Raw genomic sequence first — 24101 nt, forward strand, 5'->3', positions numbered from 1 at the left:
AGCTTGCGTCATTTCGCTCCCAAATAACAAACTGTTTTATGGTTGTATAGTGATGGGCACGAACAACCAAATTCCCACCGAACGCGGTATCCTCGCCTTCCACCACCGTTGCGAGGCCTTCTATCCCGCCGATGCGGTCGATGCGCCGATCGAGCAGCAGCGTGCCTGGTATGATGCGCTCTGCGCCGAGTTCGATGCGCCATCGCCGGATAAGCTGACGCGGCAGGACGAGACGGTTGGCGGGCGCATTCCGGTGCGCCGGTACCGGCCCGCCGATATCGCCACGCAAACACGGATTTTCTACATTCATGGCGGCGGTTTTGTCGTTGGATCGCTGGAAAGCCATGATGCGATCTGCGCCGAGATTGCGCATGCGGCAAAGGCCGAGCTGGTGTCGATCGACTACCGGCTGGCACCGGAGCATGTCTGGCCGGCGGCGTTCGACGATTGTTTTAAGGTGCTGCAATGGCTTCTGGCCGATGGGAGGCCGCTGGTCGTTGCGGGCGACAGTGCCGGCGGTAACCTGGCTGCGGGCATGGCGCTGAAGGCAAGGGCTGAGGACATCACGGGCATTGCGGGGCAGGTGCTGATCTATCCGGGGCTGGGCGGCGATCTCGTGTCCGGCTCCTATATTGAGATGGCCGAGGCACTGGGCCTGACGACGGCTGATGTCGCCTATTACCGGGACGTGCTGAAGGCGCCTGCGGAAAACGTGTTTGCGCATCCCTTGAAGGCGGGCGATTTTTCCGGCCTGCCGCCTGCCTATATCACATCGGCGCATTTTGATCCGCTGCGCGATGATGCCGCTCTCTATGCGCAGCGGCTGATCGCTGCCGGTGTCAGCGTTACCTATCGCGACGAGCCGCAGATGATCCATGCATGGTTGCGCGCCCGTCACATGAGTGAGGGCGCGCGCGACGGTTTCGTGCGGTTGTGCCGCGCTGTCAGCGATCTCGTCGGAACGCTCTGATCAGCTCTTGGCCTTGAGGACGAGGACCGGCTTGGCACTGAACTCCGTCGGGAAAAGCGCCTTGAGGTTCTCGATCTTCGGCATGTCGTTGTAGACGATATAGGGATAGGTCGGGTTGAGCGTCAGGAAATCCTGGTGGTATTCCTCGGCAGGGTAGAAGGCGCTCATATCGGACACTTTGGTCACGACGGGCTCGCCGTAGACCTTCGCCTTGTCGAGCTGGGCGATATAGCTCTGAGCGATCTTCTTCTGCTCGCCGTTGGTCGCAAAAATTTCCGAGCGGTATTGCGTGCCGTGGTCGGGCCCCTGATAGTTCAGCTGCGTCGGGTTATGTGCTACCGAGAAATAGATCTGCAGCAGCTGGCCATAGGTGACCATCTTCGGATTATACGTGACTTCGACGGCCTCGGCATGGCCCGTATCGCCGCCGCTGACGGTTTCGTAGATGGCGGTATCCTTGGCGCCGCCGGAATAGCCGGAGACGGCATTCTTGACACCCTTCACATGCTGGAACACGCCCTGCACGCCCCAGAAGCAGCCGCCCGCGAACACGGCTTTTTCCGTGTTCGCGGTCGCCGTCTCATCGATCGCCGGAGGCGGAATGACCACGGCTTCTTCGGCTGCATTGCTGAAGGTCGAGGACATGGCAAACAGGCCGGCGGCAATGGCCGTCACGCCGGCGAGCCCGAAAATGAACGGCCGTCTGGCCGTGTTCGAAATCCTGTCTTTTTCAAGCTGCGGCATGGTAATCCTCCTTCGATGCTTTGGTCACAGACATCCGCTGCCGATCGCAGCGATATGCGCCCTTGCTTTATGAGCAAACTGTGACCAACAGACACGGGCTGGTCAAATCGCAAATGCGTGCGTAACGCCAATGTGACAGGCTTCCCGGCGGGATACACGCGCCTGTGATCCGGTGGAATTGAAGTGGGAGTTGGGGATGAGCGGTATTACCGATCTTGAAACGCTGTTGCGCGAAATGCGTCCGGATCTGCGGGCGGGCGAATATGTCTATTGCAGCGTACCGGCGGATGCGCCCGGGTGGCTTTCACTGAAGCCTTTGGGCTTCTTTCGCGAGGATGAAGGGCTGACGCTGATTGTCGAAAAGACGCAAGCCGACAAAGCCGGGCTCAGCTATGGCCCGGTGATGCGCTGCATCACGCTGACGGTCCATTCCGCGCTTGAGGCCGTCGGGCTGACGGCGGCGGTTGCGGTGGCGCTGACGCGGCATGGCATCAGCGCCAATGTGGTCGCGGCCTATCACCACGACCACATTTTCGTGCCTGCAGACGATGCGGAACGGGCCTTGGCAGCCCTGGCAGAGGCTGCCCCCGTTCTCACATGAAGTCGCGTGGCACGCGCGTCTCTTCGAAGGTTTTTTCGAAGATCTGCGTCTCCCCTTCGAAGGCTGTCACCGACGCCGAGGTCAGCCATTCGGTTGCCGTGCAGGCGATCCGCGAGACAGACACGGTCTTCACCGACCAGTTTTCGCGTTTGGCGATGCAGGTCCAGGTCGAGATACCCGTCATCGACAGCGGATCGTCCGCAGCGATCGTCCAGGTTTCGTCGCGGATGTCCTGCGTGGCAAGGCCGGTATCGGGATGTTCGGTCAGGCCGCCATCCTCGTAGATATGGTAGTGCGTCTGGCCTGTCGTCATATCGCGCTCGACCCGGCGGCTGGTGCTGCCGGACGTGTGCTCGATATATTTCGGCAGCGGATCGGGATTGGCAGGCTCCGGCATGGTAATGCGCTTGTGGTCGCCAAGCTTGGGCAGGGCGAGCCCCAGCGAGGCAAGATCGAGCGTCAGGCCCGGATCTGACGGAGCGGGCAGGATCATCGGCCAGTAGGCGGTCGAGAGCGACAGCCGGATGCGATGACCGGCGCCGAAACGGTAGCCGCAGGCGTCGAGCACCAGTTCGACCCTGGTCTTCTTGCCCTTTTCCATCGGCTTCGGTTCGGCATTGCCGTCGCGATGGGCTAGGTTCAAAACACCGAAGGTCACGCGGGTGGCGCTGCCATCCGGATGGATATCGACGAGGCGGACGGCAAGATTTGCCCAATCGGCATCGCAGGCGAGTTCAACCGTCAGTACCGGCTGGCCGAGATAATCGACGGCCTGTGTCAGCGGTGCGGTTTCGAAAGTCAGCGAACCGGCATCGTCGATGCGCTGGTCGCCGGCCATTTCGGCGTCGGGCTTCAGGGTGAACCATTCGCCGGACGCCGTTCCCGTGTCGAGCGGCGATTTCAGATAGGCGTTATGGTCATGGGCGCCGGCGATCGGCATGCCCTCGTTGAGGCTGCCGAACTGATCGATATAGAAGGTCTGCATGTCCGGCTGCGACCACGTCTCCTTTGCCACCCAGAAACCGGGATCGGCATTGCGGCGCAACGCTGGCTTCGGACCGTCGAGGATGAAGGCGCGCATCTGCGGCAGGGCCTCGGCGCCGGTTTCTTCGCCGCGCAGCCAATGGTTCCACCAGGCAATCGCCTCGCCATGGAAATCGGCGCGCGGTTTCGGCCAGGCGAAATGCGGATATTTGTGCACCCAGGGGCCGATCAGGGCCTTGACCTTGCCGCCCAGACCTTCGGATGCCTTCATCGGCGTGTTGCGGTACCCGTCGGCCCAGCCGGCGATGACCATGGCCGGAACCGGAAAGCCTTCGAAATCCTCGCAGATCGAGCCATGTTCCCAAAAGGCGTCACGGCGCTGGTGCTCAAGCCATTCCTCCATGAAATAGGGCTCGTTTTCCAGCCGCTCCAGCCACATGTCCTTCCATCTGTCGCCGACCAGCGCCGGATCGGGCGAGCGCGACTGATAGGCAAGCATGGTTGCAGCCCAGGAGAGCTGCGCGGACAGATGCGTGCCGTTCTTGTAGTGGATGTCGTCATTGTAGCGATCGACGGTGGAGGCAATCGAGATCACCGCTTTCAGCGCCGGGGGCTTCAGGGCTGCGACCTGCAGGCAGTTGAAGCCGCCCCAGGAAATGCCCATCATGCCGACATTGCCGTTCGACCAGGGCTGGGCGGCAATCCAGGCGATCAGCTCGCAACCGTCGCTCAATTCGCGCGGCGTGTACTCGCCATCGATGACGCCGTCGCTTTCGCCGGAACCGCGGATATCGACACGTACGCCGGCAATGCCGGCGGCCGCAAACACCGGGTAAGTGGATTCGTCGCGGGCGTTGGTGCCGCCGCGCTTGCGATAGGGCAGGTATTCGAGAACTGCGGGGACCGGGTTTGCGTCAGCGCCATCCGGCATCCAGATGCGGGCGGAAAGCCGGGTGCCATCGGACAGAGTGATCCACTCGTTCTCGATCAGGGTAAAGCTGTGTTTCGACATGCTATCCATTTTCGTCATTCCGCTTTTCAATTGTCGAACCAGACGCGGCTTGCCACATAGCCGTTCGAAAGGTCGTTGCCGATATCATGGACGAAACCCTTCACCGATGTGGAGGCGGCGTTCACATAATCGTTGAAGACGGGCAGGATCAGGCCGCCTTCGTCCCGGACCGTCAGCGCCATGGTGTGGTAAAGGTCCTTGCGCTTGGTTTCGTCGAGCTCGGAGCGTGCCTGCAGCAGAAGCTTGTCGAAATCCTCGCGCTTGAAACGGGTATCGTTCCATTCGGCCGTCGAGAGGTAGGAGGTCGAGTAGCGCGAATCTTGCGTCGGACGGCCGCCCCAGTAGGAGGCGCAGAACGGCTGGACGTTCCAGACATTCGTCCAGTAACCGTCTTCCGGCTCGCGCTGGACCTCGATCTGGATACCGGCTTTGCGGGCACTTTCCTGAAACAGCACGGCGGCATCGACGGCGCCGGCAAAGGCGGCGTCGGAGGTGCGCAGCGGGATCGGGCGGTCGTGGCCGGATTTCTTGTAGTGGAAGGCCGCCTTGTCCGGATCGTAAGCGCGCTGTTCGATACCCTCGGGGGCCAGAGCGTAGTTTTCGTTGACCGGATAGTCGTTGCCGATCTTGCCGTAGCCGCCGAGGATGCGGTCGAGAATGGCCTGGCGGTCGATCGCGTATTTCAGCGCCAGACGCAGGTCGTTATTGTCGAAGGGCGCGGTGTCGCAATGCATCAGGAAGCTGTAGAAACCCTTGCCTGCGGTCTTGAGGATCTCGACTTTGGGAGCGCGCTTGAGCATTGGCACGGTTTTCGGATCGATATTGTTGATGAAATGCACCTGGCCGGAGGCGAGTGCCGCGACGCGCGCGGTGTTGTCGTTCATCACGATGATCTCGACACTATCGACGAAACCACGATCGGAGCGCCAGTCGGCAGCGTTCTTTTCGAATGTGGCGCGCAGGCCGGCTTCATAGCTGGTCAGCTTGTAGGGGCCGGTGCCGACCGTGGAGGTGGGATCGCTGACGCCGCCGCCCGGCTGGATGATCAGGTGGTAGTCGGTCAAGATCAGCGGCAGGTCGGCATTGCCCTCGGTCAGCGTCAGGACGAGTTCGCCGCCCTTGTCCTCGATCGTCTTGATCGAGCGCATCAGGCCGAGCGCGCCGGATTTCGAGCCTTCGTCGGCATGGCGCTTCAGGGTGGCGATGACATCGGCCATGGTCAGCGGGCTGCCATCATGGAAGGTAACGCCGCTGCGCAGCTTGAACGTCCACACCGACGCATCGGGAGACGGCGTCCAGGATTCGGCAAGGGAGGGAAGTGCAGCCCCCGTCTTCGGATCGGACTCCACCAGCGTATCGCCCCAGAGATGGCCGATGGTGAACAGGACGGAGCCGCTATAGGTGGCGGGATCAAGAGAATCGGTGGTGGCGCCGCCCTTGAGGCCAAGCTTGAGGTGGCCGCCGCGTTTGGGCTCCTCAGCCCGCGCCTTGCCTGCGATCAGCGTGCCGGAGAAACCGGCCGCAAGGCCCAGTGCCACGGTGCCGCCGAGGAAGGTCCGGCGGTTGACCTCGTTGCTGCCGATCAGGCTGTCGGGCTTCTTGGTGACGTCGCGCATTTGCTGTTCCCTTTGAGGCTGGTTTTCGTCCGGGAGCGTAGCGCGAATAGCGGACTGTACAATTTCGCGACTTGACGCTGGTTGACGCGACTTTACGCTAGGGTGACTTGCTAATGGAGCTGTCCCTTGCCCGAGATCGATGCCTTTACCGAAAATCTGCGCTTTGCCTGCGCCACGCGGCCATCGATTTCGCAGATCTGCCGGGAGATCGGCATCAACCGCCAGCAGTTCAACCGCTATATTTCCGGCGAGGCGCGGCCATCGGCGCACAATCTTTCCCGCATCGCCGCCTTCTTCGGCGTCGGTTCGCAGGACTTCTTTCTGGCCGCGGCCGCCTTCCAGACACGCATGACGCGCCCGGATCAGCGCAGGGTCGATGGCGGACTGTTGCTGGAAGGGCTTCCTGGCGATCTGCCGTCGCTTCGAAGGCATCTGGGTTATTATCAGACCTACCATCTTTCGCCCTCCTGGCCGGGGCTGGTCGTCTGTTCCTGTGCAAGGCTGATGGAAGACAACGGTTCGGTTCAGGTCAAATCGATCGAGCGCATCCGCGACGCGGCCCATGAGATCCGGCAATATTCGAAATATATCGGGCTGGCGGCCTATCTGCGAAACCGCATCTTCATCACCGAGCGCAGCGTCAGCCGGCAGCCGATGATGTCGCAGACCATCCTGGTGCCGTTCGAGGTGCACCAGCGGGTCTATCTGCGCGGGGTGACGATGGGGGTTTCCTGGCGCAAGGAAAACCTGCCTTATGCTTCGCGTGTCATCTGGCGCTACCTGGGGACCAATCCCGACAAGCGGCAGGTCTTGTCCCGCTGCGGCGTGCTGCCGGAACATTCGCGGCAATTGCCGGCAACCGTGCGCGGCTATCTCGAAGCACCGCCGTTCAGCATCCTGTCGGTTCCGGAGAATTTCTAAGCCTTCGCATTGGCGTGCGTTTCAGCATAGAGTTTGGGCGATCGAAGTGGAGAGGAGCTCAGGATGTCGAGGGCCGTTATTGCCGGATGGGTGCTGCTTGGCTTTTCCGCTATGCCGGGTCTTGCCGAAGATGCACCAGCTTCGCCGCTGGCCGGCTGCGCATTGTCGGGTGCGTCCAGCGTCTTCATCGGCGGTGCGCCGGCTTTGAGATTATCGGACGTAGTCAATTGCCCGGCCGATCTCTACGAAGTCGTTCCGGGCATTATGATCGAAGGGCAACCGCTTGTCCGCGTTCGTTCGGGATCATCTGAAAAAGCCGATTGCGCCGCCAAGGGCGAGATGACGGTGACGGCGAACGGCCAGCCGATGCAGCGGCTCGGCGATGTCAGTTGCACCACGAAATGACCGGCTGATCGCCGTTTCTTCCCTTCGCGGATGCGCGAAGGGAAGGGGGTTTTCGTTTCGTCAGTTGCCGGCGCTTGCCATCCGGCGGGTGGTCAGGACTTTTTCCAGCCAGCCGATTTCCATCTCCGGAACCGATTTCAACAACAGGTCGGTATAGTCGTCGAACGGTGGCGAGAGCACTTTCGACTTCGGCCCGAAGCGCACGAGTTTGCCGCGATGCATGACGGCGACGGAGTCTGCAATCGCCCGGACGATGGCGATGTCATGGGTGATAAAGACATAGGAAACAGCGGTTTCCTCCTGCAGCCTCAGAAGAAGATTCAAGATGCCTTCAGCCACCAGCGGGTCGAGCGCCGAGGTCGGCTCGTCGCAGAGGATCAGTTCCGGTTTTGCCGCCAGCGCCCTTGCGATCGCCACGCGCTGCTTCTGGCCACCCGAAAGTTCGGCCGGATAGCGGTCGAGGAAACGGTCGCCCATTTCGATCTGGTCGAGCAGCTGTTTCACCCGCTCCGTCTTCTTCGCCCCATGTAGGCCATAGTAGAAGGAGATCGGACGGCCGATGATGTCGCGCACCGTCTGGCGCGGGTTCATCGCGGTGTCGGCCATCTGGTAGATCATCTGCACCCGGCGAAGCTCTTCCTTGGTGCGGCTTCTCAGCGCCTTTGGAAGCTCCTTGCCATCGAAGGTGATCGTGCCCTCTGAAGGCGGCAGGAGGCCGGTGATGACGCGCGCCAGCGTCGACTTGCCGGAGCCGCTTTCCCCGACGATCGCCAGCGTCTGGCCCTTGGGCAGATGCATGGAGACGTCGTGCAGCACCTTGAAGCCATTGGCGTAACCGGCGCTTATATGCTCGATCTTCAAAAGCGTGTTGGTCTGGTCACGGGCCTCCTCGCGCTTGGTCTGGCGGACACTGACGAGCGCGCGGGTATAGTCCTCGTTGGGGGCCTCGATGATCTGCTTGGTCGTGCCGTATTCGATGGTCTTGCCGTGGCGCAGCACCATGATGTCGTCGGAAATCTGGGCGACGACGGCAAGGTCATGGGTGATGTAAAGAGCCGCCGTATGCGTCTCCTCGATCGCGTGCTTGATGGCGGCCAGCACATCGATCTGTGTGGTGACGTCAAGTGCCGTGGTCGGCTCGTCGAAGACAATCAGTTCCGGGTTGGGGCAGAGCGCCATGGCGGTCATGGCGCGTTGCAGCTGGCCGCCGGAGACCTGATGCGGATAGCGGTCGCCGAAGGTTTCGGGATTGGGCAGGCCGAGCACCTGGAACAGATAAAGCGCCCGCTTTTCCGCTTCCGGCCGGGTCATGATCTTGTGGCGCAGGGCCGCCTCGATCACCTGTTCGCCAAGCTTGTGGGCCGGATTGAAGGCGGCTGCCGCCGATTGCGCGACATAGCAGACCTTGCAGCCGCGGATGGTGCGCACGCCGTCGCGGCCAAGCGTCAGGATGTCCTTGCCGTTGAGCAGCACCTGACCGCCGGTAATGGCGGCACCGCCGCGGCCATAGGCGAGCGCAGACAGGCCGATGGTGGACTTGCCGGCACCGCTTTCGCCGATCAGTCCGAGCACCTTGCCCTTCTCGACATCGAAGGAGACGTTTTCGACCAGGGTCACGGTTTTGGGCGGCTCGCCCGGCGGATAGCTGGTTGCTTCTATCTTGAGATTCTTGACAGACAGCAGACCATGATTGGGCAAAGATTCAGGCATCGCCGCGCCCTCCCTTGAGGCTCGAGGTACGCTTCATCAGCCAGTCGACGACAAGATTGACGCAGATGGCAAGACCGGCGATGGCGCCGCCCGGCACAAGGGCTGCCGAGATGCCGAAGATGATGCCGTCCTTGTTGTCCTTGACCATGCCGCCCCAGTCGGCGGCCGGCGGCTGGATGCCGAGGCCGAGGAAGGAGAGGGTGGAGAGAAACAGGATGGAAAAGGCAAAGCGCAGGCCGAATTCCGCCAGAAGCGGTGAGAGCGTGTTGGGCAGGATTTCCCGGAAGATGATCCAGCGCGTGCCTTCGCCGCGAAGCCGCGCCGCCTCGACGAATTCCATGACCGCCACATCCAGCGCCACGGCCCGGCCGATGCGGAAGACGCGGGTACTGTCGAGGATGGCCATGACGAGGATCAGGATCCACAGCTGCTGCGGCAGCACGGCGAGCACGACCAGCGCAAAGATCAGCGTCGGGATTGCCATCATCAGATCGTTGAAGCGCGAGAATATCTGATCGACGAGGCCGCCGGTGACGGCTGCCGTGAACGACAGGAGCATGCCGAGCGAAAACGAGATGACGGTGGCCGCAAGGGCGACAAAGATCGTGGTTCGCGCGCCAAAAATCAGGCGGGACAAAAGGTCCCGGCCGAGATTGTCGGTGCCGAGCAGGAAGTCGCCGCCCATTGGAAGCCAGATATCGCCGACGACATCGCGTTCGCCGAACGGCGCGATCCAGGGCGCGAAGATGGCGCAGAACAGGGCCACGGCAATGCCGATCAGCCCGACCCAGGCGCTGAGGGGAATGGAGCTCAATCTCATCGTGGATGCCTCAATCTCGGATTGGCGAGGATGGCGAGAATATCCGCAGCCATGTTGAGGAAAATGTAGAAGGCGGCAAAGATCAGGCCGCAGGCCTGCACCACCGGCATATCGCGCACCGTGACCGCATCGACCATGTACTGGCCCATGCCCGGATAGACGAACACCACTTCCACCACGACGACACCGACCACGAGATAGGCGAGGTTGAGTGCAATGACATTGATGACGGGGGCGACGGCGTTGGGCGCGGCGTGCCTGGCAATGATGCGGAAGGCGCTGAGCCCCTTCAGTTCCGCCGTCTCGACATAGGCGGATGCCATGACGTTGAGGATGGCGGCGCGGGTCATGCGCATCATATGGGCGAGAACGACCAGCACCAGCGTTGCCACCGGCAGGGCGATGGCCGAGAGCCGCTCTCCGAAGGTCATGCCGTCATAGACGGTGGCAGGGAAGGTTGCGACCCCCATCTGCACCGCAAAGAACAGAATGAGCAGATAGCCGACAAAGAATTCTGGCAACGAGATCGCCGCGAGCGAGATCACGTTGATGATCTTGTCAGGCAGCCGGTTTCGATATTGCACGGCGAGCATGCCAAGCCCGACCGCCAGCGGAACCGAGATGATCGCGGCGAAGAAGGCGAGAAACAGCGAGTTGCCAAGCCGGTTGCCGATCTGCTCGCTGACGGAATTGCGGCTTGCCCAGGATTTCCCGAAATCGCCCTGCAATGCGTTGCCAAGCCAACTGACATAGCGTTCCGTCACCGGACGGTCGAGGCCGAGATCCTTGCGGATGTTTTCCACGGCCTGCGGCGTTGCCGACTGACCGAGATAGGTCGTGGCAAAGTCACCGGGCAGCGCTTCGACGCCGCCGAAGATCATCAGCGACACGGCAAAAAGGAGACCAACGCTGAGACCCAGCCGCTGGAGGATGAGCGCCGCCAAAGGGCGGCGAAAGGTGAAACGGCGCCAGAACGTGCCGGTGACGGCCCCGGTTGGGGGCGTCACCATGGTTCCGGAAACGGATGCCTGCTGCGAGAGGCCTTCGCCTCCCGCAGCAGTTCCCGTTGTGTGCGCCGGACCCGTGACCGGTCCGCCCGCCATCAGGCGTCGAGCCAGACGCGAGTTGCAACGTAGCCGTTCGACATGTCGTTGCCGATATCGTGGACGTAGCCCTTCACCTTCTTGGAGGAGGCATTCACGAAATCGTTGAACATCGGCAGGATCAGGCCGCCTTCGTCGCGAACCATCATGGCCATGGAGCGGTACATTTCCTTGCGCTTGGCCTCATCCAGTTCCGAGCGGGCTTCGAGCAGAACCTTGTCGAAGTCGGGACGCAGGAAGCGTGTGTCGTTCCAGTCGGCGCTTGAAAGGTAAGCCGTCGAGTACATCTGGTCCTGGGTCGGGCGGCCGCCCCAATAAGAGGTCGAGAACGGCTGGACATTCCAGACATTCGACCAATAGCCGTCGCCGGGTTCACGCTTCACCTCGATGCCGATACCGGCCTTCTTGGCGCTTTCCTGATACAGCACTGCCGCATCGACGGCGCCCGGGAAGGCGACATCCGACGTGCGCAGCAGGACCTGACCGCTATGGCCGGACTTCTTGTAATGGAAGGCGGCCTTGTCGGGGTCATAGGCGCGCTGCTCGATGCCTTCGGGGAAGAGCGCATAGGTCGAGTTGATCGGGAAGTCGTTGCCGACCTTGCCGAAGCCGCCCAGCACCTTTTCCAGCATCGCTTCGCGGTCCATCGCATATTTCAAGGCGAGCCGCAGGTCGTTATTGTCGAACGGTGCGGTGTTGCAATGCATGATGAAGACGTAGTGACCGCGTCCCGACGTCGAGAGAATATCGACGGTCGGCGCCCGCTTCAGGAGATCGACCGTCTTCGGGCTGACGCGGTTGATATAATGCACCTGGCCGGAGGAGAGGGCGGCGATACGCGCTGTCGCGTCGTTCATCGCAATCATCTCGACGGAATCGACGTAGCCACGATCCTGGCGCCAGTCGTCCTTGTTGCGCTCGAAGGTGGCGCGCACGCCGGCCTCGAAGCTCGCGACCTTGAAGGGGCCGGTGCCGATCATTGCGTTTGGATCGTCGAGGCCGCCATTCGGCTGGATGACGAGATGGTAATCGGTGAGGAGCAGCGGCAGGTCGGCATTGCCTTCCGTCAGCACCAGCACCAGCTTGTCGCCGTCAGCCTTGATTTCCTTGATCGATTTCATGACGCCGAGAGCGCCCGATTCCGATTTCTCGTCGGTATGACGCTGCAGGGTCTTGATGACGTCCTCGACGGTCAGTTCCTTGCCGTCGTGGAATTTCACGCCCTTGCGGATCGTGAACGTCCAGGTGGACGCATCTGCCGACGGCTCCCAGGATTCGGCGAGTGCTGCAACGGGCTGGCCGGTCAGCGGATCGGATTCGACGAGCATGTCGCCCCAGTTGCGGCCGACGACGAACATGAACTGCGAGAGCGCCTTGGCCGGATCCTTCGAATCGGTGGCGGCTGCGCCTTCGAGACCAAGCTTGAGATGGCCGCCGCGCTTGGGCTCCTGCGCCGCAGCGCTTGAGGCAAACAAGGTGCTGGCGCTGGAGAGCGCGACACCGGCGGCCACAGTGCGGCCGATGAATTCACGCCGGTTCATCTTGCCCATCATGACCTGATTGGCGAGGTAGTTCTTGTAATCACTCATTCCCCTGTTCCTTTTTGTTGAATGGCTTTGCGCCGTTTTCTTTATTGTTTTCAATCGTTGCCGATCGTGTGTTCCTAGAATGCATGCCCGAAGGCAGGTAGGCCATCACTTATGCGGCGTGGTTTGCCGCGATCGCGCCTTTCGTAAAATGGGTGTTTCTGATGCCGAAAACCCTGTTAAAATTAATGGTATCTCGTGAGAGAGGGTCTGTATTCATCTAAAAAATGCTCAGTTTTCATAAGTCTGGCTTATGATGGGAGCCGAATGACGTTGTCTCCCGGCTTTCCCTTGCCTTTGCGTGGTGCCCAGCCGTTATTTCCCCTTCCAGACCGGGTCGCGCTTTTCCGAAAAGGCCCTTGCGCCCTCCAGCTGGTCGTCGCTCGAATAGAGGATGTCGACCGTCTTGAACTGGCGCTTGGTGATCTTGTTCATCGTCGTCTGGAAATCCTCGCCCTCGGCCGCGCGCACCACTTCCTTGATGGCAGCATAGACCAGCGGCGGGCCGCTTTCGAGCAGGCGGGCGAGCTCCCAGGCGCGCTCCATCAATGTATCAGCGGCGATGATCTCGTTGACGAAGCCCCAGCGATGGGCTTCCGCCGCATCCAGCCAGCGGCCGGTAAAGAGCATGTCCATGGCGATATGATAGGGGATACGCTTGGGCAATTTGATCGAGGCGGCATCGGCGACGGTGCCAGAGCGGATTTCCGGCAGCGCAAAACTCGCGTGTTCTGCAGCCAGGATCATGTCGGCCGATAGCGCGATTTCCAGCCCGCCGCCGCAGCAGATGCCGTTGATCGCCGCAATCACCGGCTTGTTGAGATCGCGCAGTTCCTGCAGGCCACCAAAGCCGCCAATGCCATAGTCGCCATCGACAGCGTCGCCGCCGGCCGCAGCCTTCAGATCCCATCCCGGACAGAAGAATTTTTCACCCGCGCCGGTAATGATGGCGACGCGCAACGTGTCGTCGTCGCGAAAACCGGCAAAGATTTCGCCCATGATGCGGCTGGTCACAAGATCGATCGCGTTGGCCTTCGGCCGGTCGATGGTGACTTCGAGAATGCCGCCTTCGCGGCGCGTTCTGATAGGTCCGGTCATAGGCGTCATTTCCTCCGACGGATCAGGGCATCGGCCGCAACGGTTCCAGACCCTTGCGGCAAGACCATGATAGGATTGATATCGAGTTCTTCGAGTATTGTAGCGTTTGCTGCGACATAGGATGCGACGGCAGCGACAGAGGCCGTCAACGCGTCAATGTCGCCCTTCGGGCCGCCGCGATAGCCATCAAGCAGTTTCTTGATTTTCAGGCCGGAAATCGCCCCGGTAATGGCTTCCGGCGTCGTCGGAAGGGTCAAAATCGCCGAATCCTCGAGCAATTCCACCAGAATACCGCCAGCGCCGATGGTCAGCACCAGACCGGCTACGGGATCGCGCAGTGCCCCGACGATGATTTCCGCAACGGGTTTTGCAATCATTTTTTCGACGAGATAGCCCGATGCGACGTCTTTCATGGCGTCTGCCGCATCGAGAACCGCCTGCCGGTCGCCCAGATTGAGCCTGACGGCACCGGCCTCGGTCTTGTGAGCGACGCCGAGGCCCTTGAGAACCACCGGAAAACCGAGCGTCTCGGCGGCATCGGCGGCGTCCTGCGCAGTCTGCGCTGTCTTGCCCATGGGCACCACGAGGCCGAATTTCGCCAATTCGGCCTTCGCCTCATTCTCCGTGATGGTCAGGATTTCGCCGTCTTTCACCTGTGCGGACAACAAAGGCGCCGGAATGGGTTTTGCCCAGATGGCGCCGATGCCGGCCGAAATCTCGGCCGCCGCCAGCGCCTCGTCGATGCCGGAAAAGGCAACGACACCGGCTGACATCAGCGACAGTGCCGTTTCCTCCGGCATGTTTTCACCGAGGCTTGCGACGATGCCGGCAACGGCGCCGGTCGCGTTGGCGGATGCGATAACGGCCTCGCAGGTGCTGTTCCAGTCAGTGGCATCGCACCGGTCCTGGCGGGGGAAGTCGAGAACGATGAGGTTGAGCGCATAATCGCCCTTCATCATCGCGGTAAAGGCCGTCGTCTGCTTTTCCAGATTGCCCCAGACGAAGGTGTGGTAGTCGAGCGGATTGGCGATGGTGACCATGTCGCCGAGGCTTTCGCGCAAGGGCTGGCGCTGTTCGTCCTTCAGCGCCCGGAACACCGTCTTCCGCTTCACCCCGGCATCGGCCATCAACGAGGCCTCGCCGCCGGAGCAGCTCATCGAGGAGATGTCATAGTTTTTCAGCGGCGGATGCAGGTGGAGTAGTTTCAGGGTTTCCAAGAGTTCCGGCAGCGTATCGACCCGGCCGATGCCGAGGCGCTCGAGCAGGGCACCGGACACGGCGTCGTTACCGGCCAGCGATGCCGTATGCGACACGGTCGCCAGCTGAGCGGCTTCGGATTTGCCGACCTTGAGGGTGACAACCGGTTTTTTCAGTTCGCGTGCCCGCATTGCCAGGCGTTGCAGGGCTTCGATACTGTCGAAGCCTTCGATATGCAGGCCGACGGCGGTGACGCGCGGGTCTTCGAGCGCGGCGATGGCCAGTTCGGACAGGCCCGTCTGCGCCTGATTTCCCGCCGTCATGATATAGGCGAGCGGCAGGCCGCGCATCTGCATGGAGATATTGCAGGCAATGTTGGAGGACTGGGTGAGAACGGCGACGCCGCGTTCGACACGCTGCATGCCATGCTGGTCGGGCCAGAGCAGGGCGCCGTCGAGCGCGTTGATGAAGCCGTAGCAATTGGGGCCGACGATCGGCATGTCACCGGCGGCTGCGACCAGCGCATCCTGCAGGTCGTTGCCATCGGCCAGTTCGCTGACGGCCTCGCGGAACCCGGAGGCATAGCAGATGGCGCCGCCTGCACCTCGGGCGGACAGATCGCGGATGATCTCGACGGTGAGCTGGCGGTTGACGCCGACGAAGGACGCATCGGGTGCTTGCGGCAGTTCGGCCACCGAGCGGTAGCAGCGGCGGCCGAGGATGTCGTCTTGCTTGGGATGCACCGGCCAGATATCACCGGTGAAGCCCATCTTGTCGCATTGTTCGATCACCCGGCGCGCTTCCTTGCCGCCGAAGACGGCGATGGATTGGGGCCGGATCAGGCGGTCAAGGCTGCGGGTCATGATCTTGCTCCGAACATGCCGTTCCTCTTCTCCCCAGCGGGGAGAAGGTGGCCCGAGAGGGCCGGATGAGGGGGGCGCATAGCGCAGAAATCGGGGGATTGAGCCTTGGAGTTATAATTCCCGGCCAAGGGCGATGGCTTCGCCCCCCTCATCCGGCGCGTTGCGCCACCTTCTCCCCGCTGGGGAGAAGAGGGAGGTTGCCGCGTGGTCTGAAACGGAGACATGGAAAATATGATCATCCTCATGCCCCCAGCGGCCGCAGGAGGTCGCGGCTGATGATGTGCCGCTGGATTTCCGAGGTGCCGTCCCAGATGCGCTCGACACGGGCATCGCGCCAGAAGCGGGCCAGCGGCAGGTCGTCCATCAATCCCATGCCGCCATAGATCTGGATTGCCTGGTCGGTGACACGGGCGAGCATTTCGGAGGCGTAGAGCTTGGCGGAGGCAATCTCGCGGTTGGCCGGAAGCTTCTGGTCGAGCCGCCAGGCGGCTGCGAGCGTCAGATAATCGGCGGCGTCGATCTCGGTGATCATGTCGGCGAGCTTGAAGGAAACGCCCTGGTTGGCGCCGATCGGCTTGCCGAACTGTTTGCGCTCGGCGGCATAGGGCAGGGCATAGTCGAACACCCGGCGGGCGCGGCCGACACAGGTTGCAGCAACGGTGATGCGGGTGGCGTAGAGCCAGTCATTGGCGATGTCGAACCCCTTGTGTACCTCGCCGAGAATGGCGGACGAGGGCAGGCGGCAATCGTCGAACGAGAGGATGCAGTTCTTGTAGCCGCGATGGGAGACCGAATCGTAGCCGTTGCGGATTTCAAAGCCCGGCGTGCCGCGATCGACGAGGAAGCAGGTGATCTTCTTCTTCGGGCCGCGCGGCGTTTCCTCCTCGCCGGTGGCGATGAAGACGATGACGAAATCGGCGATATTGGCATGCGAAATGAAATGCTTGGTGCCGTTGACGATCCAGTCGTCGCCATCGGGCTTGGCAAAACATTTCATGCCGCGCACGTCGGAACCGGCATCCGGCTCGGTCATGGCAAGCGCATCAAACTTCTCGCCCTTGACCGCCGGGATCAGGTATTTCTCGCGCTGCTCGTCGTTGCAGGCCATGAGAATGCCGGAGGGACGGCCGAAAAACACGGTCAGGCCCATCGAGCCACGCCCAAGCTCGCGCTCGACCAGCGTAAAGGTCTGATGATCGAGCCCGGCGCCACCCACTTCTTCCGGCATGTTGCAGGCGAAGAAGCCGAGATCCTTGCACTTTTGCGCAATCTCCTGGCCGAGTTCCTGCGGCACGATGCCGGTGCGCTCCACCTCGTTCTCATGCGGATAGATCTCGGTCTCGACGAAGCCGCGAACGGTATCGACGATCATTTGCTGTTCTTCGGTCAGTGCGAAATTCATGATGTGTTCCCTCTTATTCTTGTTCTGGGGTATCCGCCTCTTCTCCCCAGCGGGGAGAAGGTGGCCCGGAGGGCCGGATGAGGGGGAGCCACGCCCTGAGAGTTTGTGGCACCACCCCCTCATCGCCTCGCTTTGCTCGGCACTTCTCCCCGCTGGGGAGAAGAGTAAGGTTACCGCTTCTGCCCCACGGCGCGCCCGGTACCGTCCGGCTTCGCCAGTCCCGCATGCGCCTGTGCAATCGCCTTCACCCGGTCGAGCACGGCAGCCGGGGCGGGCACGGCCTTGCTCTCCTTGGAGGAGACATGCAGCATCATCTGTTCGGCTGTCGCCACTGCCTCGTTGGTGGCGGCGTTGTAGATGGTCGAGAAGATGTGCAGGCGCTTCTCGTCATAGGAGAGGATCTGGCAGGTCGAGTACAAGGCATCGCCCAGCTTGGCTTCGCCGAGATTGCGGATGTGGGTCTCGACCGTGTAGTAGCTGTGGCCGTTCTTGACATAGTCCAGATCGACGCCGATCAGGCGCAGGATGCCGTCGGACGTGTCGCCGAACACCTGCAGGTAGCGGTGCTCGGTCATGTGGCCGTTGTAATCGACCCAGGCTGCATTGACCTTGGTATCGAGGATGCGGATCGGATTGGCTTCGCCCAGGTCGGTCTGCGGCTTTTCGGCGTTGGCCCAGAGGCTGTCTTCGAAATCGGCAAGCAGCTTGCCCGCACCCCAGCCCTTGCCGCCATCGCCGCTTTTCAGCGCATGCATGATGCCGACGAGGTTTTCGTCGCGGATGCGTTCGAGATCGCGGATGCCGCGGGCGCCGGATTGCGCGTCCGACTGGCCGGCGATCTTGTTGACCAGTTCGTCGTCGAGATCGACAACGTCCATCAGTTTGGTCCAGGGCCAGGAGAGGCAGGGGCCGAACTGGGCGAGGAAATGGCGCATACCGGCTTCGCCACCGGCAATGCGGTAGGTTTCGAACATGCCCATCTGCGCCCAGCGCATTCCGAAGGAATAACGGATGACGTCGTCGAGCGTTTCAGTATCGCAGATATCGTCCTTGATCAGCCACAGGCCTTCGCGCCAGACGGCTTCGAGAAGACGGTCGCCGACGAAGGCCTCGATCTCCTTGTTGATGATGACGCCCTTCATGCCGATCGGCGCAAGCTTGGCTTTTGCGTCCTGCAGCGTCGCCTTGCTGGTCTTTTCGCCGCCAACCAGTTCGGCGAGCGGCAACAGGTAGACCGGGTTATAGGGATGGGCGACGAACATGCGCTCGGGATGCTTCATGTCGCGCTGCAGGTCCGTCGGCATGATGCCCGACGTGGACGAGCCGATCAGGGCTGTTGGCGAGGCAGCGGCATCGATCTGGGTGATGACGTTGCGCTTCAGATCGACCCGCTCGGGCACGCTTTCCTGAATCCAGTCAGCACCTTCCACCGCTTCCTCAACGCTCTTGACGAAGGTGAGTTTTCCCTTTGCAGGCAGCGGCGCCATGGTCAGCATGGCATAGGCGCGCTCGGCATTGGCGAGCACCTCACCGACGATGCGTTCGGCTTCCGGGTGCGGATCGAACATGTTGACGTCGATACCGGCCAGAAGAAAGCGCGCCGCCCAGGCCCCGCCGATAACGCCGCCGCCGATGCACGCTGCCTTGATGATTTTGGTCATTGGTGTTCTACCCTCTTTCAAAATTCGGTCTGTCATCGGGCGGTCCGGTTACCCCTCACCAAGCGCGCCCAGGCACTCAGCTTCGCTTCGAGCGGGCTTGCTATCCTCTCCCGCAAGGGGAGAGGTCAGACCCGCAGCAACATCCGGCCCCATGGTTGAGTGCGGTACATGCGGCACGTTTCCTCTCCCCTTGCGGGAGAGGATAGTTCGTCCCCGAGAGGCATAGCCGATCGGTTGGACGAACTTGGTGAGGGGTAAAACCCCACCCCCAAAACGCAATTCCTACCGCTTCGTCAGCTTCAGCTTCTCGCGCACTTCGGCCGGGCCGATGATCTTTGCGCCCATGCCTTCGATGACGCCGACGGCTTTTTCGACGAGCTGGGCGTTGGTGGCGAGCTGGCCCTTGCCGACGTAGAGATTGTCTTCCAGGCCGACGCGGACATTGCCGCCGGCGAGAACGGCTGCGGCGGGATAGGCGAGGGCGTTGCGGCCGATCGAGAAGGCCGAGAAGGTCCAGTTTGACGGCACATTGTTGACCATCGCCATGAAGGTGTTGAGGTCATCGGGCGCGCCCCACGGAATGCCCATGCAGAGCTGGATCAGGACCGGATCCTCGATCAGGCCCTCTTCGACAAGCTGCTTGGCAAACCACAGATGGCCGGTATCGAAGGCTTCGATTTCCGGGCGCACGCCAAGATCGGTCATCATCTTGGCCATGGCGCGCAGCATCGAGGGCGTGTTGGTCATGACGTAGTCGCCGAGCGAGAAGTTCATCGTGCCGCAATCGAGCGTGCAGATTTCCGGCAGGCATTCGGCGACGTGGGAAACGCGCTCCGTCGCGCCCGCCATGTCGGTGCCATTGGGGTTCAGCGGCAGCGGGCTTTCCACATTGCCGAAAATCATGTCGCCGCCCATGCCGGCCGTGAGGTTCAGCACCACATCGACATCGGCGGAGCGGATGAGGTCGGTCACTTCCTTGTAGAGATCGTTGCGGCGGCTTGGTGCGCCGGTCTCGGGATCGCGCACGTGACAATGCACGATGGCGGCACCGGCCTTGGCCGCATCGATGGCCGAGGCCGCGATCTGTTTTGGCGATCTTGGCACATGCGGCGACTTGCCGGCGGTATCGCCGGAGCCGGTGACTGCACAGGTGATGAAAACGTCGCGGTTCATGCTCAGTGGCATAAAAGCCTCCCCTTGTTATTGGTGGCCATTACGAGCCAAGAAAGACGGCTCTGCTTTTCTTTTGCGGATGTTTATTATACATTTTCGGAACATTAGGCCGGAGATCAACGAATGCTCGCGCCAAGCGAAGGGACCCAGCATATTGATCTGCTGGTGTTGCCGGAGACCAATCTGATCCTCGTCGCATCGGTGATCGAGCCGCTTCGCGCCGCAAACCGCATTGCCGGAAAAGCGCTCTACGACTGGGCGATCTTCAGCCCGGACGGCCAGGCGATCGAGACCAAGAGCGGCATCCCGATCCCGGTTTCCGGGCCGTTCCGGCCGCAAAACGAGACGGCGCCGCTGTTTGTGCTGTCGAGCTATAACTGGCGGGCTTACGCGACGACGCAGCTGAAAATGCTTTTGTCTCGAACCGCCCGGCATCGCGAGGTCATGGCGGGCATCGAGGCCGGCAGCTGGTTTCTGGCGGAAACCAGCCTGCTCGACAATTTTTCAGCCACCAATCACTGGGAGGATTTCGAGGATTTTGCCGCCGCCTATCCGCAGATCAACATGGTGCGCGAGCGTTTCGTCATCGATGGCAAGCGGATGACCACCGGCGGTTCGCTGCCGACGCTCGACCTGATGCTGGAGCTGATCCGCCGCCAGCACAGCTATTCGCTGGCGCTCGAAGTGTCCCGCCTGTTCATTTACGAGCAGGAGCGCACGCGCGGCGACCTTTTGCAGATGCCGGCCATCGGCAATATGCGGATCGTCGATGCCCGTGTCGGGGCGGCGGTGAAGCTGATGGAGGAGACCGTCGATGCGCCCCTGACGCTCAGCCGTCTTGCGCGCCGGGCGGGGGTCAGCGCCCGCCATCTGCAAGACCTGTTTCAGGAGACGATGGGCGTGGCGCCGCATGCCCATTACCTGGCGCTCAGGCTGAATGCGGCGCGGCGCAACGTGATCGAGACCCGGGCCGATTTTGCCGATATTGCTGCGGCCACCGGCTTCAATTCGTCTTCCGCCTTTTCGCGCAGCTATCGCGCCCATTACCGCGAAAGCCCAAGCGAGACACGCAGGCGGGTCAAGCTGAAAGGGTGAGGCGGAAAGTTGATGTGCCGATTCAACGGGTGGTGGATTTGCGAGTCCGGTCAAGGGTTTGGCGTTCGCCGTGCACAAAGTGATTCAATCGCGCGGATCGGTGCTGCCGGATATCTCATCTGCAAGCATCATGCCGAGCATCGCCTCCGCCACCTGCCGGGAAAGCGCGTTCTTCTGCCATGCCAGCGACAGGCTCTGCATATATCCGTCCCCCAGCCGGCGCATGGCAGGGGGATTTCGCACGCGGGCGGCGGAGCTTTCCGGCAGGACCGAAAGATAACCGTGGTCCATCACCAGATTGAGGATGACGGGGATCGAATCGACTTCCGTCAATGTCAGCCGGTTGCGCTCCTGTTCTGTGAGAGTCGCCTCGATGAAATGCGCTGCCTGCTGGCGCAGGCCGCTTTTCAGGCTGGGCACGGCAATCGGATGCGATTGCAGCAATGCGGCGATGTCGTTGCCGTGTTTGGCAAAGAGTGCGGGATGACCGGCCAGCGCCAGCGGCGTGCGCGAGATCAGGCTGCCTTCGAACTCCGACGGGAAGGTTTCAAGATCGAGCAGCACCACGTCGAAGCGGCGGTTCTTCAGCCCGGCGATCAGTTCGTCGGCGGTGGTGCTGGACACGAACAGCGGCTGGCGCGGGCGGGCGCGATGCCACTTGGCGGTCAGCGCCGCCAGCATGCGGGCGATCTCGCTTTCGGGCCCGAGCGGCATGACCGAGCCGAACCGCCAGGTGGCGGCTGCGCGGCGGAACCGGTCGCCGGAGGCGCGCGACAGCCTGCGCCAGATCTCCAGCAGGTTTTCGACTGTGGGGATCGCCGCCAGTCCTTCGGCCGTGCAGGTGATGCCGGATGGCGAACGGGAAAGCAGCGTGTAGCCGAGGTCGCGTTCCAGGTCGTTCATCTGCCGCGTCAGTTGGGGTTGGCCGGTCGCCGATGCCTTGGCGGCGGCGCGAATGCTGCCGCTGCGGGCAACGGTGATGAAGCGTTCGAGCGCGATGAGGCTGATCGAGGGACAGGGAGTGTGAGCGTTGGCGATGGTTTCCGTCTTCTCCGAGTCAGGGAGAAGTGCAGAGCGAATGCGCGGCGATGAGGGGGGTGTTCCGGCGCGTTCGGAATTTGCGGTCTCCCTCATCCGGCGCTGCGGGCCACCTTCTCCCCGCTGGGGAGAAGAGGGAGCCTGCGGATGGGCCTCGGGCGACAATGGGGTTCTGGGCTGTAAGAGGGATTGGATCGCCTCGGTCGCCGCCGCAAGGTCGGCCATCCGGCTTTGCGCTTCCAGCGTCGGCACGAGATTGCCGCGTTCGCGCCGCACGAGCGGGACGGCGATGGCGGCTTCGAAGCGTTTCAGTGCCGCGCTGACGCTGGCGGGCGGCCTGCCGCTTGCCTTTGCGGCGCGCCGGATTCCGCGCGCTGCAAGGATCGCGTGGACAAGGGCAAGGGTGGCAATGTCCATGGGCGGTTTTGATCCCTGCAGGGGAAATGACGGCTTAGGCCGCAGTGTACGGCTACCGGCATCTCGTGTTTCATTTTTGGGATATAACACAAAGCTCGATATTGGGCATAGCATGGCGCCAACAAGGTGAGTCAAAGCATGCATGCATCGGTGAAAGCCATCGTCCTCAACGGCAATCCGCTGGATTTCTCCACATTGGAGAGAATCGGCTCCGGACTGTTCGTGCCCGCCGTTGCCGAGCAGTCGTTCGAACGGGTGGAGGTGGCGCATAAGGTGATTGCCGATCGCATCGCCATGGGCCTGCCGGTCTACGGCGCCAATACCGGCGTCGGCTCGATGAAGGACCGGCTGTGGACGGTGGATGATCTCGCAGAATTCAACACGGCGCTGGTCAAGGCCCATCATTTCGGCACCGGCCCGCTGTTTTCCAAGTCCATCGTGCGCAAGGCCATCGCCATCCGCATCAATACGGCGCTCGGCGGCCATACCGGCTGCAGCGTCGATCTTATCAAGGCGTTCCTGGCGCTTTTGGAGCGCGGCGTCGTGCCCGCCGTGCATCGGCATGGCTCGATCGGCTGCGCCGATATCGGGTTGATGGGGCAGGTTGCCTCGGTTTTGACCGGCACCGGCGAAGCCTTTTTCGAGGGCGAGCTGCTGAATGCCGGCGAAGCGTTGCAACGCGCCAGGCTTCAGCCCTTCGTCATGCTGCCGCGCGACGCGCTGGCGGCGCTGAGCGTCAACGCCACGGCCTTTGCGGCGGCTGCCGACGTGCTGCGCGAAGCAGCCTCGGCCGTGCGCGTGCTGATGACCACCGGGCTGATGTCGTCGCTGGCGCTCGGGGCCTCGGCCGATCCGTGGCGGGTGGCGGCGACTTTAGGGACGCGCGGCGAGGCGCTGGTCGGGTCCTGGCTTTACGGCCAGTCCGATTGCGTCGACTGGCCGCTGCCAACGGCGATCCATGATCCGCTCAGCCTGCGCATGACCGCGCAGGTCTTCGGCGCCGCCGTCGATACGCTGCTGGTGGCCGCCGAACGGCTGGTCGATGCGACCTATCTGTCGGATGACAATCCGGTGGTGCTCGGCGGACAGGTGCATGCGTCCGGCGCCTCGCTGCCCTTGACCACGACGCTCTATATCGAGACGGCGCAGATCGCCTTTTCGCATGTGGCGCGCAATGTCTTGAATCGCTGCATCCTGCTTTCCAATGGCGTGCGGCGAAACCTGCCGGTCAATCTGGTCGCGCCGGGCGAGATTGCCAGCGGGCTTGGGCCGCTGATGAAGCTGGTGGTGGAACTCTACATGCGGGTGCAGTCGCTGGCGGTGCCGCTTTCGGCGCAGTCGATCGTGGTTGCTGGCGGGCTGGAGGAGGAGGCGACCTTCCTGCCGCTGATCGTCGAGCGCATGGAAACGCAGGTGCGCGATCTCCGGCAGATGGCGGCGATCGAGGCGATGCTGTCGGCCCAGGCCGTCGATCTCTTGGGCGATACGCCGCAGGGCGTCACGCAGATTGCCTATGAGCGGGTGCGGGCCGTCAGCCCGATCTACCTGAAGGACCGGCCGCTTTCCAAGGAGATCGAGCATCTCCATCATGAATTTGCCTGCGGCCGCCTGCTGGAGGCGATCGTGGCGGCAGCACCCATGCCCGAATTCGACGATTTCTTCGCGCTCGCAAAGTAAGGAGACAC

Annotated in this window: 19 protein-coding genes; 6 read left to right on the forward strand and 13 right to left on the reverse strand. The window is 62.1% G+C overall.

What is annotated here, in order from left to right; translation table 11 throughout:
* Positions 1-52: 52 nt before the first annotated feature.
* Positions 53-970, forward strand: a complete 918-nt coding sequence (locus tag ASD32_RS14490; protein WP_060638745.1) for an alpha/beta hydrolase — start codon at positions 53-55, stop codon at positions 968-970.
* Here the strand turns inward: ASD32_RS14490 and msrA are convergent, their stop codons facing one another.
* Entirely contained in the window at positions 971-1615 is a 645-nt protein-coding gene (gene msrA / locus ASD32_RS14495; RefSeq protein WP_060638891.1) for a peptide-methionine (S)-S-oxide reductase MsrA, read from the reverse strand.
* 295 nt (positions 1616-1910) lie between these two features.
* Between msrA and ASD32_RS14500 the strand changes: the two genes are divergently transcribed.
* Positions 1911-2315 (forward strand): ACT domain-containing protein, encoded by a 405-nt coding sequence (locus ASD32_RS14500; RefSeq protein WP_060638746.1) that lies wholly within the window; start codon positions 1911-1913, stop codon positions 2313-2315.
* On the opposite strand, the gene ASD32_RS14505 is transcribed toward ASD32_RS14500, so the two are convergent.
* Both ASD32_RS14505 and ASD32_RS14510 read right to left on the reverse strand, forming a co-directional pair.
* Positions 2308-4311: a CocE/NonD family hydrolase gene (locus tag ASD32_RS14505; protein ID WP_060638892.1), complete on the reverse strand. Its 2004-nt coding sequence runs from the start codon at positions 4309-4311 to the stop codon at positions 2308-2310. The two genes, ASD32_RS14500 and ASD32_RS14505, sit on opposite strands and share 8 nt — an antisense overlap.
* A 26-nt stretch (positions 4312-4337) precedes the next feature.
* A complete protein-coding gene (locus tag ASD32_RS14510; protein WP_060638747.1) occupies positions 4338-5927 on the reverse strand; it encodes an ABC transporter substrate-binding protein in 1590 nt (529 codons plus the stop codon).
* 126 nt (positions 5928-6053) lie between these two features.
* Between ASD32_RS14510 and ASD32_RS14515 the strand changes: the two genes are divergently transcribed.
* Complete coding sequence (locus ASD32_RS14515) at positions 6054-6848, forward strand: helix-turn-helix transcriptional regulator (RefSeq protein WP_060638748.1); 795 nt, start codon at positions 6054-6056, stop codon at positions 6846-6848.
* A gap of 63 nt (positions 6849-6911) precedes the next feature.
* The gene (locus tag ASD32_RS14520; RefSeq protein ID WP_060638749.1) at positions 6912-7253 is read left to right on the forward strand and encodes a PAAR domain-containing protein; all 342 of its coding nucleotides are present in this window, start codon (positions 6912-6914) and stop codon (positions 7251-7253) included.
* Positions 7254-7313: 60 nt separating this feature from the next.
* Here ASD32_RS14520 and ASD32_RS14525 read toward each other — a convergent pair whose 3' ends face one another.
* The 9 genes from ASD32_RS14525 to ASD32_RS14565 form a co-directional block, all read right to left on the reverse strand.
* Positions 7314-8963: an ABC transporter ATP-binding protein gene (locus ASD32_RS14525; protein WP_060638750.1), complete on the reverse strand. Its 1650-nt coding sequence runs from the start codon at positions 8961-8963 to the stop codon at positions 7314-7316.
* Entirely contained in the window at positions 8956-9783 is an 828-nt protein-coding gene (locus ASD32_RS14530) for an ABC transporter permease (RefSeq protein WP_060638751.1), read from the reverse strand. Before ASD32_RS14530 ends, ASD32_RS14525 begins: the two co-directional genes overlap by 8 nt.
* Positions 9780-10793 carry an ABC transporter permease gene (locus ASD32_RS14535; RefSeq protein WP_244490175.1) on the reverse strand — a complete coding sequence of 338 codons (1014 nt, stop codon included), beginning with the start codon at positions 10791-10793 and terminating at the stop codon, positions 9780-9782. The genes ASD32_RS14530 and ASD32_RS14535 overlap by 4 nt, the downstream gene beginning before the upstream one ends.
* A gap of 92 nt (positions 10794-10885) precedes the next feature.
* A complete protein-coding gene (locus ASD32_RS14540; protein ID WP_060638753.1) occupies positions 10886-12475 on the reverse strand; it encodes an ABC transporter substrate-binding protein in 1590 nt (529 codons plus the stop codon).
* 312 nt (positions 12476-12787) lie between these two features.
* Positions 12788-13570 carry a carnitinyl-CoA dehydratase gene (locus tag ASD32_RS14545; RefSeq protein ID WP_060638754.1) on the reverse strand — a complete coding sequence of 261 codons (783 nt, stop codon included), beginning with the start codon at positions 13568-13570 and terminating at the stop codon, positions 12788-12790.
* 5 nt (positions 13571-13575) lie between these two features.
* A complete protein-coding gene (locus tag ASD32_RS14550; protein ID WP_060638755.1) occupies positions 13576-15630 on the reverse strand; it encodes an acetate--CoA ligase family protein in 2055 nt (684 codons plus the stop codon).
* Between the two features lie 241 nt (positions 15631-15871).
* A complete protein-coding gene (locus ASD32_RS14555) occupies positions 15872-17032 on the reverse strand; it encodes an acyl-CoA dehydrogenase family protein (protein ID WP_060638756.1) in 1161 nt (386 codons plus the stop codon).
* 170 nt (positions 17033-17202) lie between these two features.
* Positions 17203-18693, reverse strand: coding sequence for a carnitine 3-dehydrogenase (locus tag ASD32_RS14560; RefSeq protein WP_060638757.1), 1491 nt, complete (start codon positions 18691-18693; stop codon positions 17203-17205).
* Between the two features lie 282 nt (positions 18694-18975).
* Positions 18976-19878 carry a 3-keto-5-aminohexanoate cleavage protein gene (locus tag ASD32_RS14565; RefSeq protein WP_060638758.1) on the reverse strand — a complete coding sequence of 301 codons (903 nt, stop codon included), beginning with the start codon at positions 19876-19878 and terminating at the stop codon, positions 18976-18978.
* A 111-nt stretch (positions 19879-19989) separates the two neighbouring features.
* On the opposite strand from ASD32_RS14565, the gene ASD32_RS14570 reads away from it, so the two are divergent.
* A complete protein-coding gene (locus ASD32_RS14570; RefSeq protein ID WP_060638759.1) occupies positions 19990-20961 on the forward strand; it encodes a GlxA family transcriptional regulator in 972 nt (323 codons plus the stop codon).
* Between the two features lie 84 nt (positions 20962-21045).
* Here ASD32_RS14570 and ASD32_RS14575 read toward each other — a convergent pair whose 3' ends face one another.
* Complete coding sequence (locus ASD32_RS14575; RefSeq protein WP_060638760.1) at positions 21046-22416, reverse strand: LysR family transcriptional regulator; 1371 nt, start codon at positions 22414-22416, stop codon at positions 21046-21048.
* A 138-nt stretch (positions 22417-22554) separates the two neighbouring features.
* Here ASD32_RS14575 and ASD32_RS14580 point away from each other — a divergent pair, with 138 nt between their 5' ends.
* Complete coding sequence (locus tag ASD32_RS14580; RefSeq protein ID WP_060638761.1) at positions 22555-24093, forward strand: aromatic amino acid lyase; 1539 nt, start codon at positions 22555-22557, stop codon at positions 24091-24093.
* Positions 24094-24101: the final 8 nt, after the last annotated feature.

Origin of the sequence: Rhizobium sp. Root483D2 (assembly GCF_001426685.1) — a bacterium.
Classification (GTDB): domain Bacteria; phylum Pseudomonadota; class Alphaproteobacteria; order Rhizobiales; family Rhizobiaceae; genus Pararhizobium; species Pararhizobium qamdonense.

Excerpts from the sequence above, each read along its gene's own strand:
- ASD32_RS14575 (WP_060638760.1), bottom strand. The coding sequence starts at position 22,416 with ATGGACATTGCCACCCTTGCCCTTGTCCACGCGATCCTTGCAGCGCGC.
- ASD32_RS14570 (WP_060638759.1), top strand. The coding sequence starts at position 19,990 with ATGCTCGCGCCAAGCGAAGGGACCCAGCATATTGATCTGCTGGTGTTG.
- ASD32_RS14550 (WP_060638755.1), bottom strand. The coding sequence starts at position 15,630 with ATGACCCGCAGCCTTGACCGCCTGATCCGGCCCCAATCCATCGCCGTC.
- ASD32_RS14490 (WP_060638745.1), top strand. The coding sequence starts at position 53 with ATGGGCACGAACAACCAAATTCCCACCGAACGCGGTATCCTCGCCTTC.
- ASD32_RS14530 (WP_060638751.1), bottom strand. The coding sequence starts at position 9,783 with ATGAGATTGAGCTCCATTCCCCTCAGCGCCTGGGTCGGGCTGATCGGC.
- ASD32_RS14535 (WP_244490175.1), bottom strand. The coding sequence starts at position 10,793 with ATGGTGACGCCCCCAACCGGGGCCGTCACCGGCACGTTCTGGCGCCGT.
- ASD32_RS14565 (WP_060638758.1), bottom strand. The coding sequence starts at position 19,878 with ATGCCACTGAGCATGAACCGCGACGTTTTCATCACCTGTGCAGTCACC.
- ASD32_RS14505 (WP_060638892.1), bottom strand. The coding sequence starts at position 4,311 with ATGTCGAAACACAGCTTTACCCTGATCGAGAACGAGTGGATCACTCTG.
- ASD32_RS14545 (WP_060638754.1), bottom strand. The coding sequence starts at position 13,570 with ATGACCGGACCTATCAGAACGCGCCGCGAAGGCGGCATTCTCGAAGTC.
- ASD32_RS14555 (WP_060638756.1), bottom strand. The coding sequence starts at position 17,032 with ATGAATTTCGCACTGACCGAAGAACAGCAAATGATCGTCGATACCGTT.
- ASD32_RS14520 (WP_060638749.1), top strand. The coding sequence starts at position 6,912 with ATGTCGAGGGCCGTTATTGCCGGATGGGTGCTGCTTGGCTTTTCCGCT.
- msrA (WP_060638891.1), bottom strand. The coding sequence starts at position 1,615 with ATGTCCTCGACCTTCAGCAATGCAGCCGAAGAAGCCGTGGTCATTCCG.
- ASD32_RS14510 (WP_060638747.1), bottom strand. The coding sequence starts at position 5,927 with ATGCGCGACGTCACCAAGAAGCCCGACAGCCTGATCGGCAGCAACGAG.
- ASD32_RS14540 (WP_060638753.1), bottom strand. The coding sequence starts at position 12,475 with ATGAGTGATTACAAGAACTACCTCGCCAATCAGGTCATGATGGGCAAG.
- ASD32_RS14580 (WP_060638761.1), top strand. The coding sequence starts at position 22,555 with ATGCATGCATCGGTGAAAGCCATCGTCCTCAACGGCAATCCGCTGGAT.
- ASD32_RS14560 (WP_060638757.1), bottom strand. The coding sequence starts at position 18,693 with ATGACCAAAATCATCAAGGCAGCGTGCATCGGCGGCGGCGTTATCGGC.
- ASD32_RS14500 (WP_060638746.1), top strand. The coding sequence starts at position 1,911 with ATGAGCGGTATTACCGATCTTGAAACGCTGTTGCGCGAAATGCGTCCG.
- ASD32_RS14525 (WP_060638750.1), bottom strand. The coding sequence starts at position 8,963 with ATGCCTGAATCTTTGCCCAATCATGGTCTGCTGTCTGTCAAGAATCTC.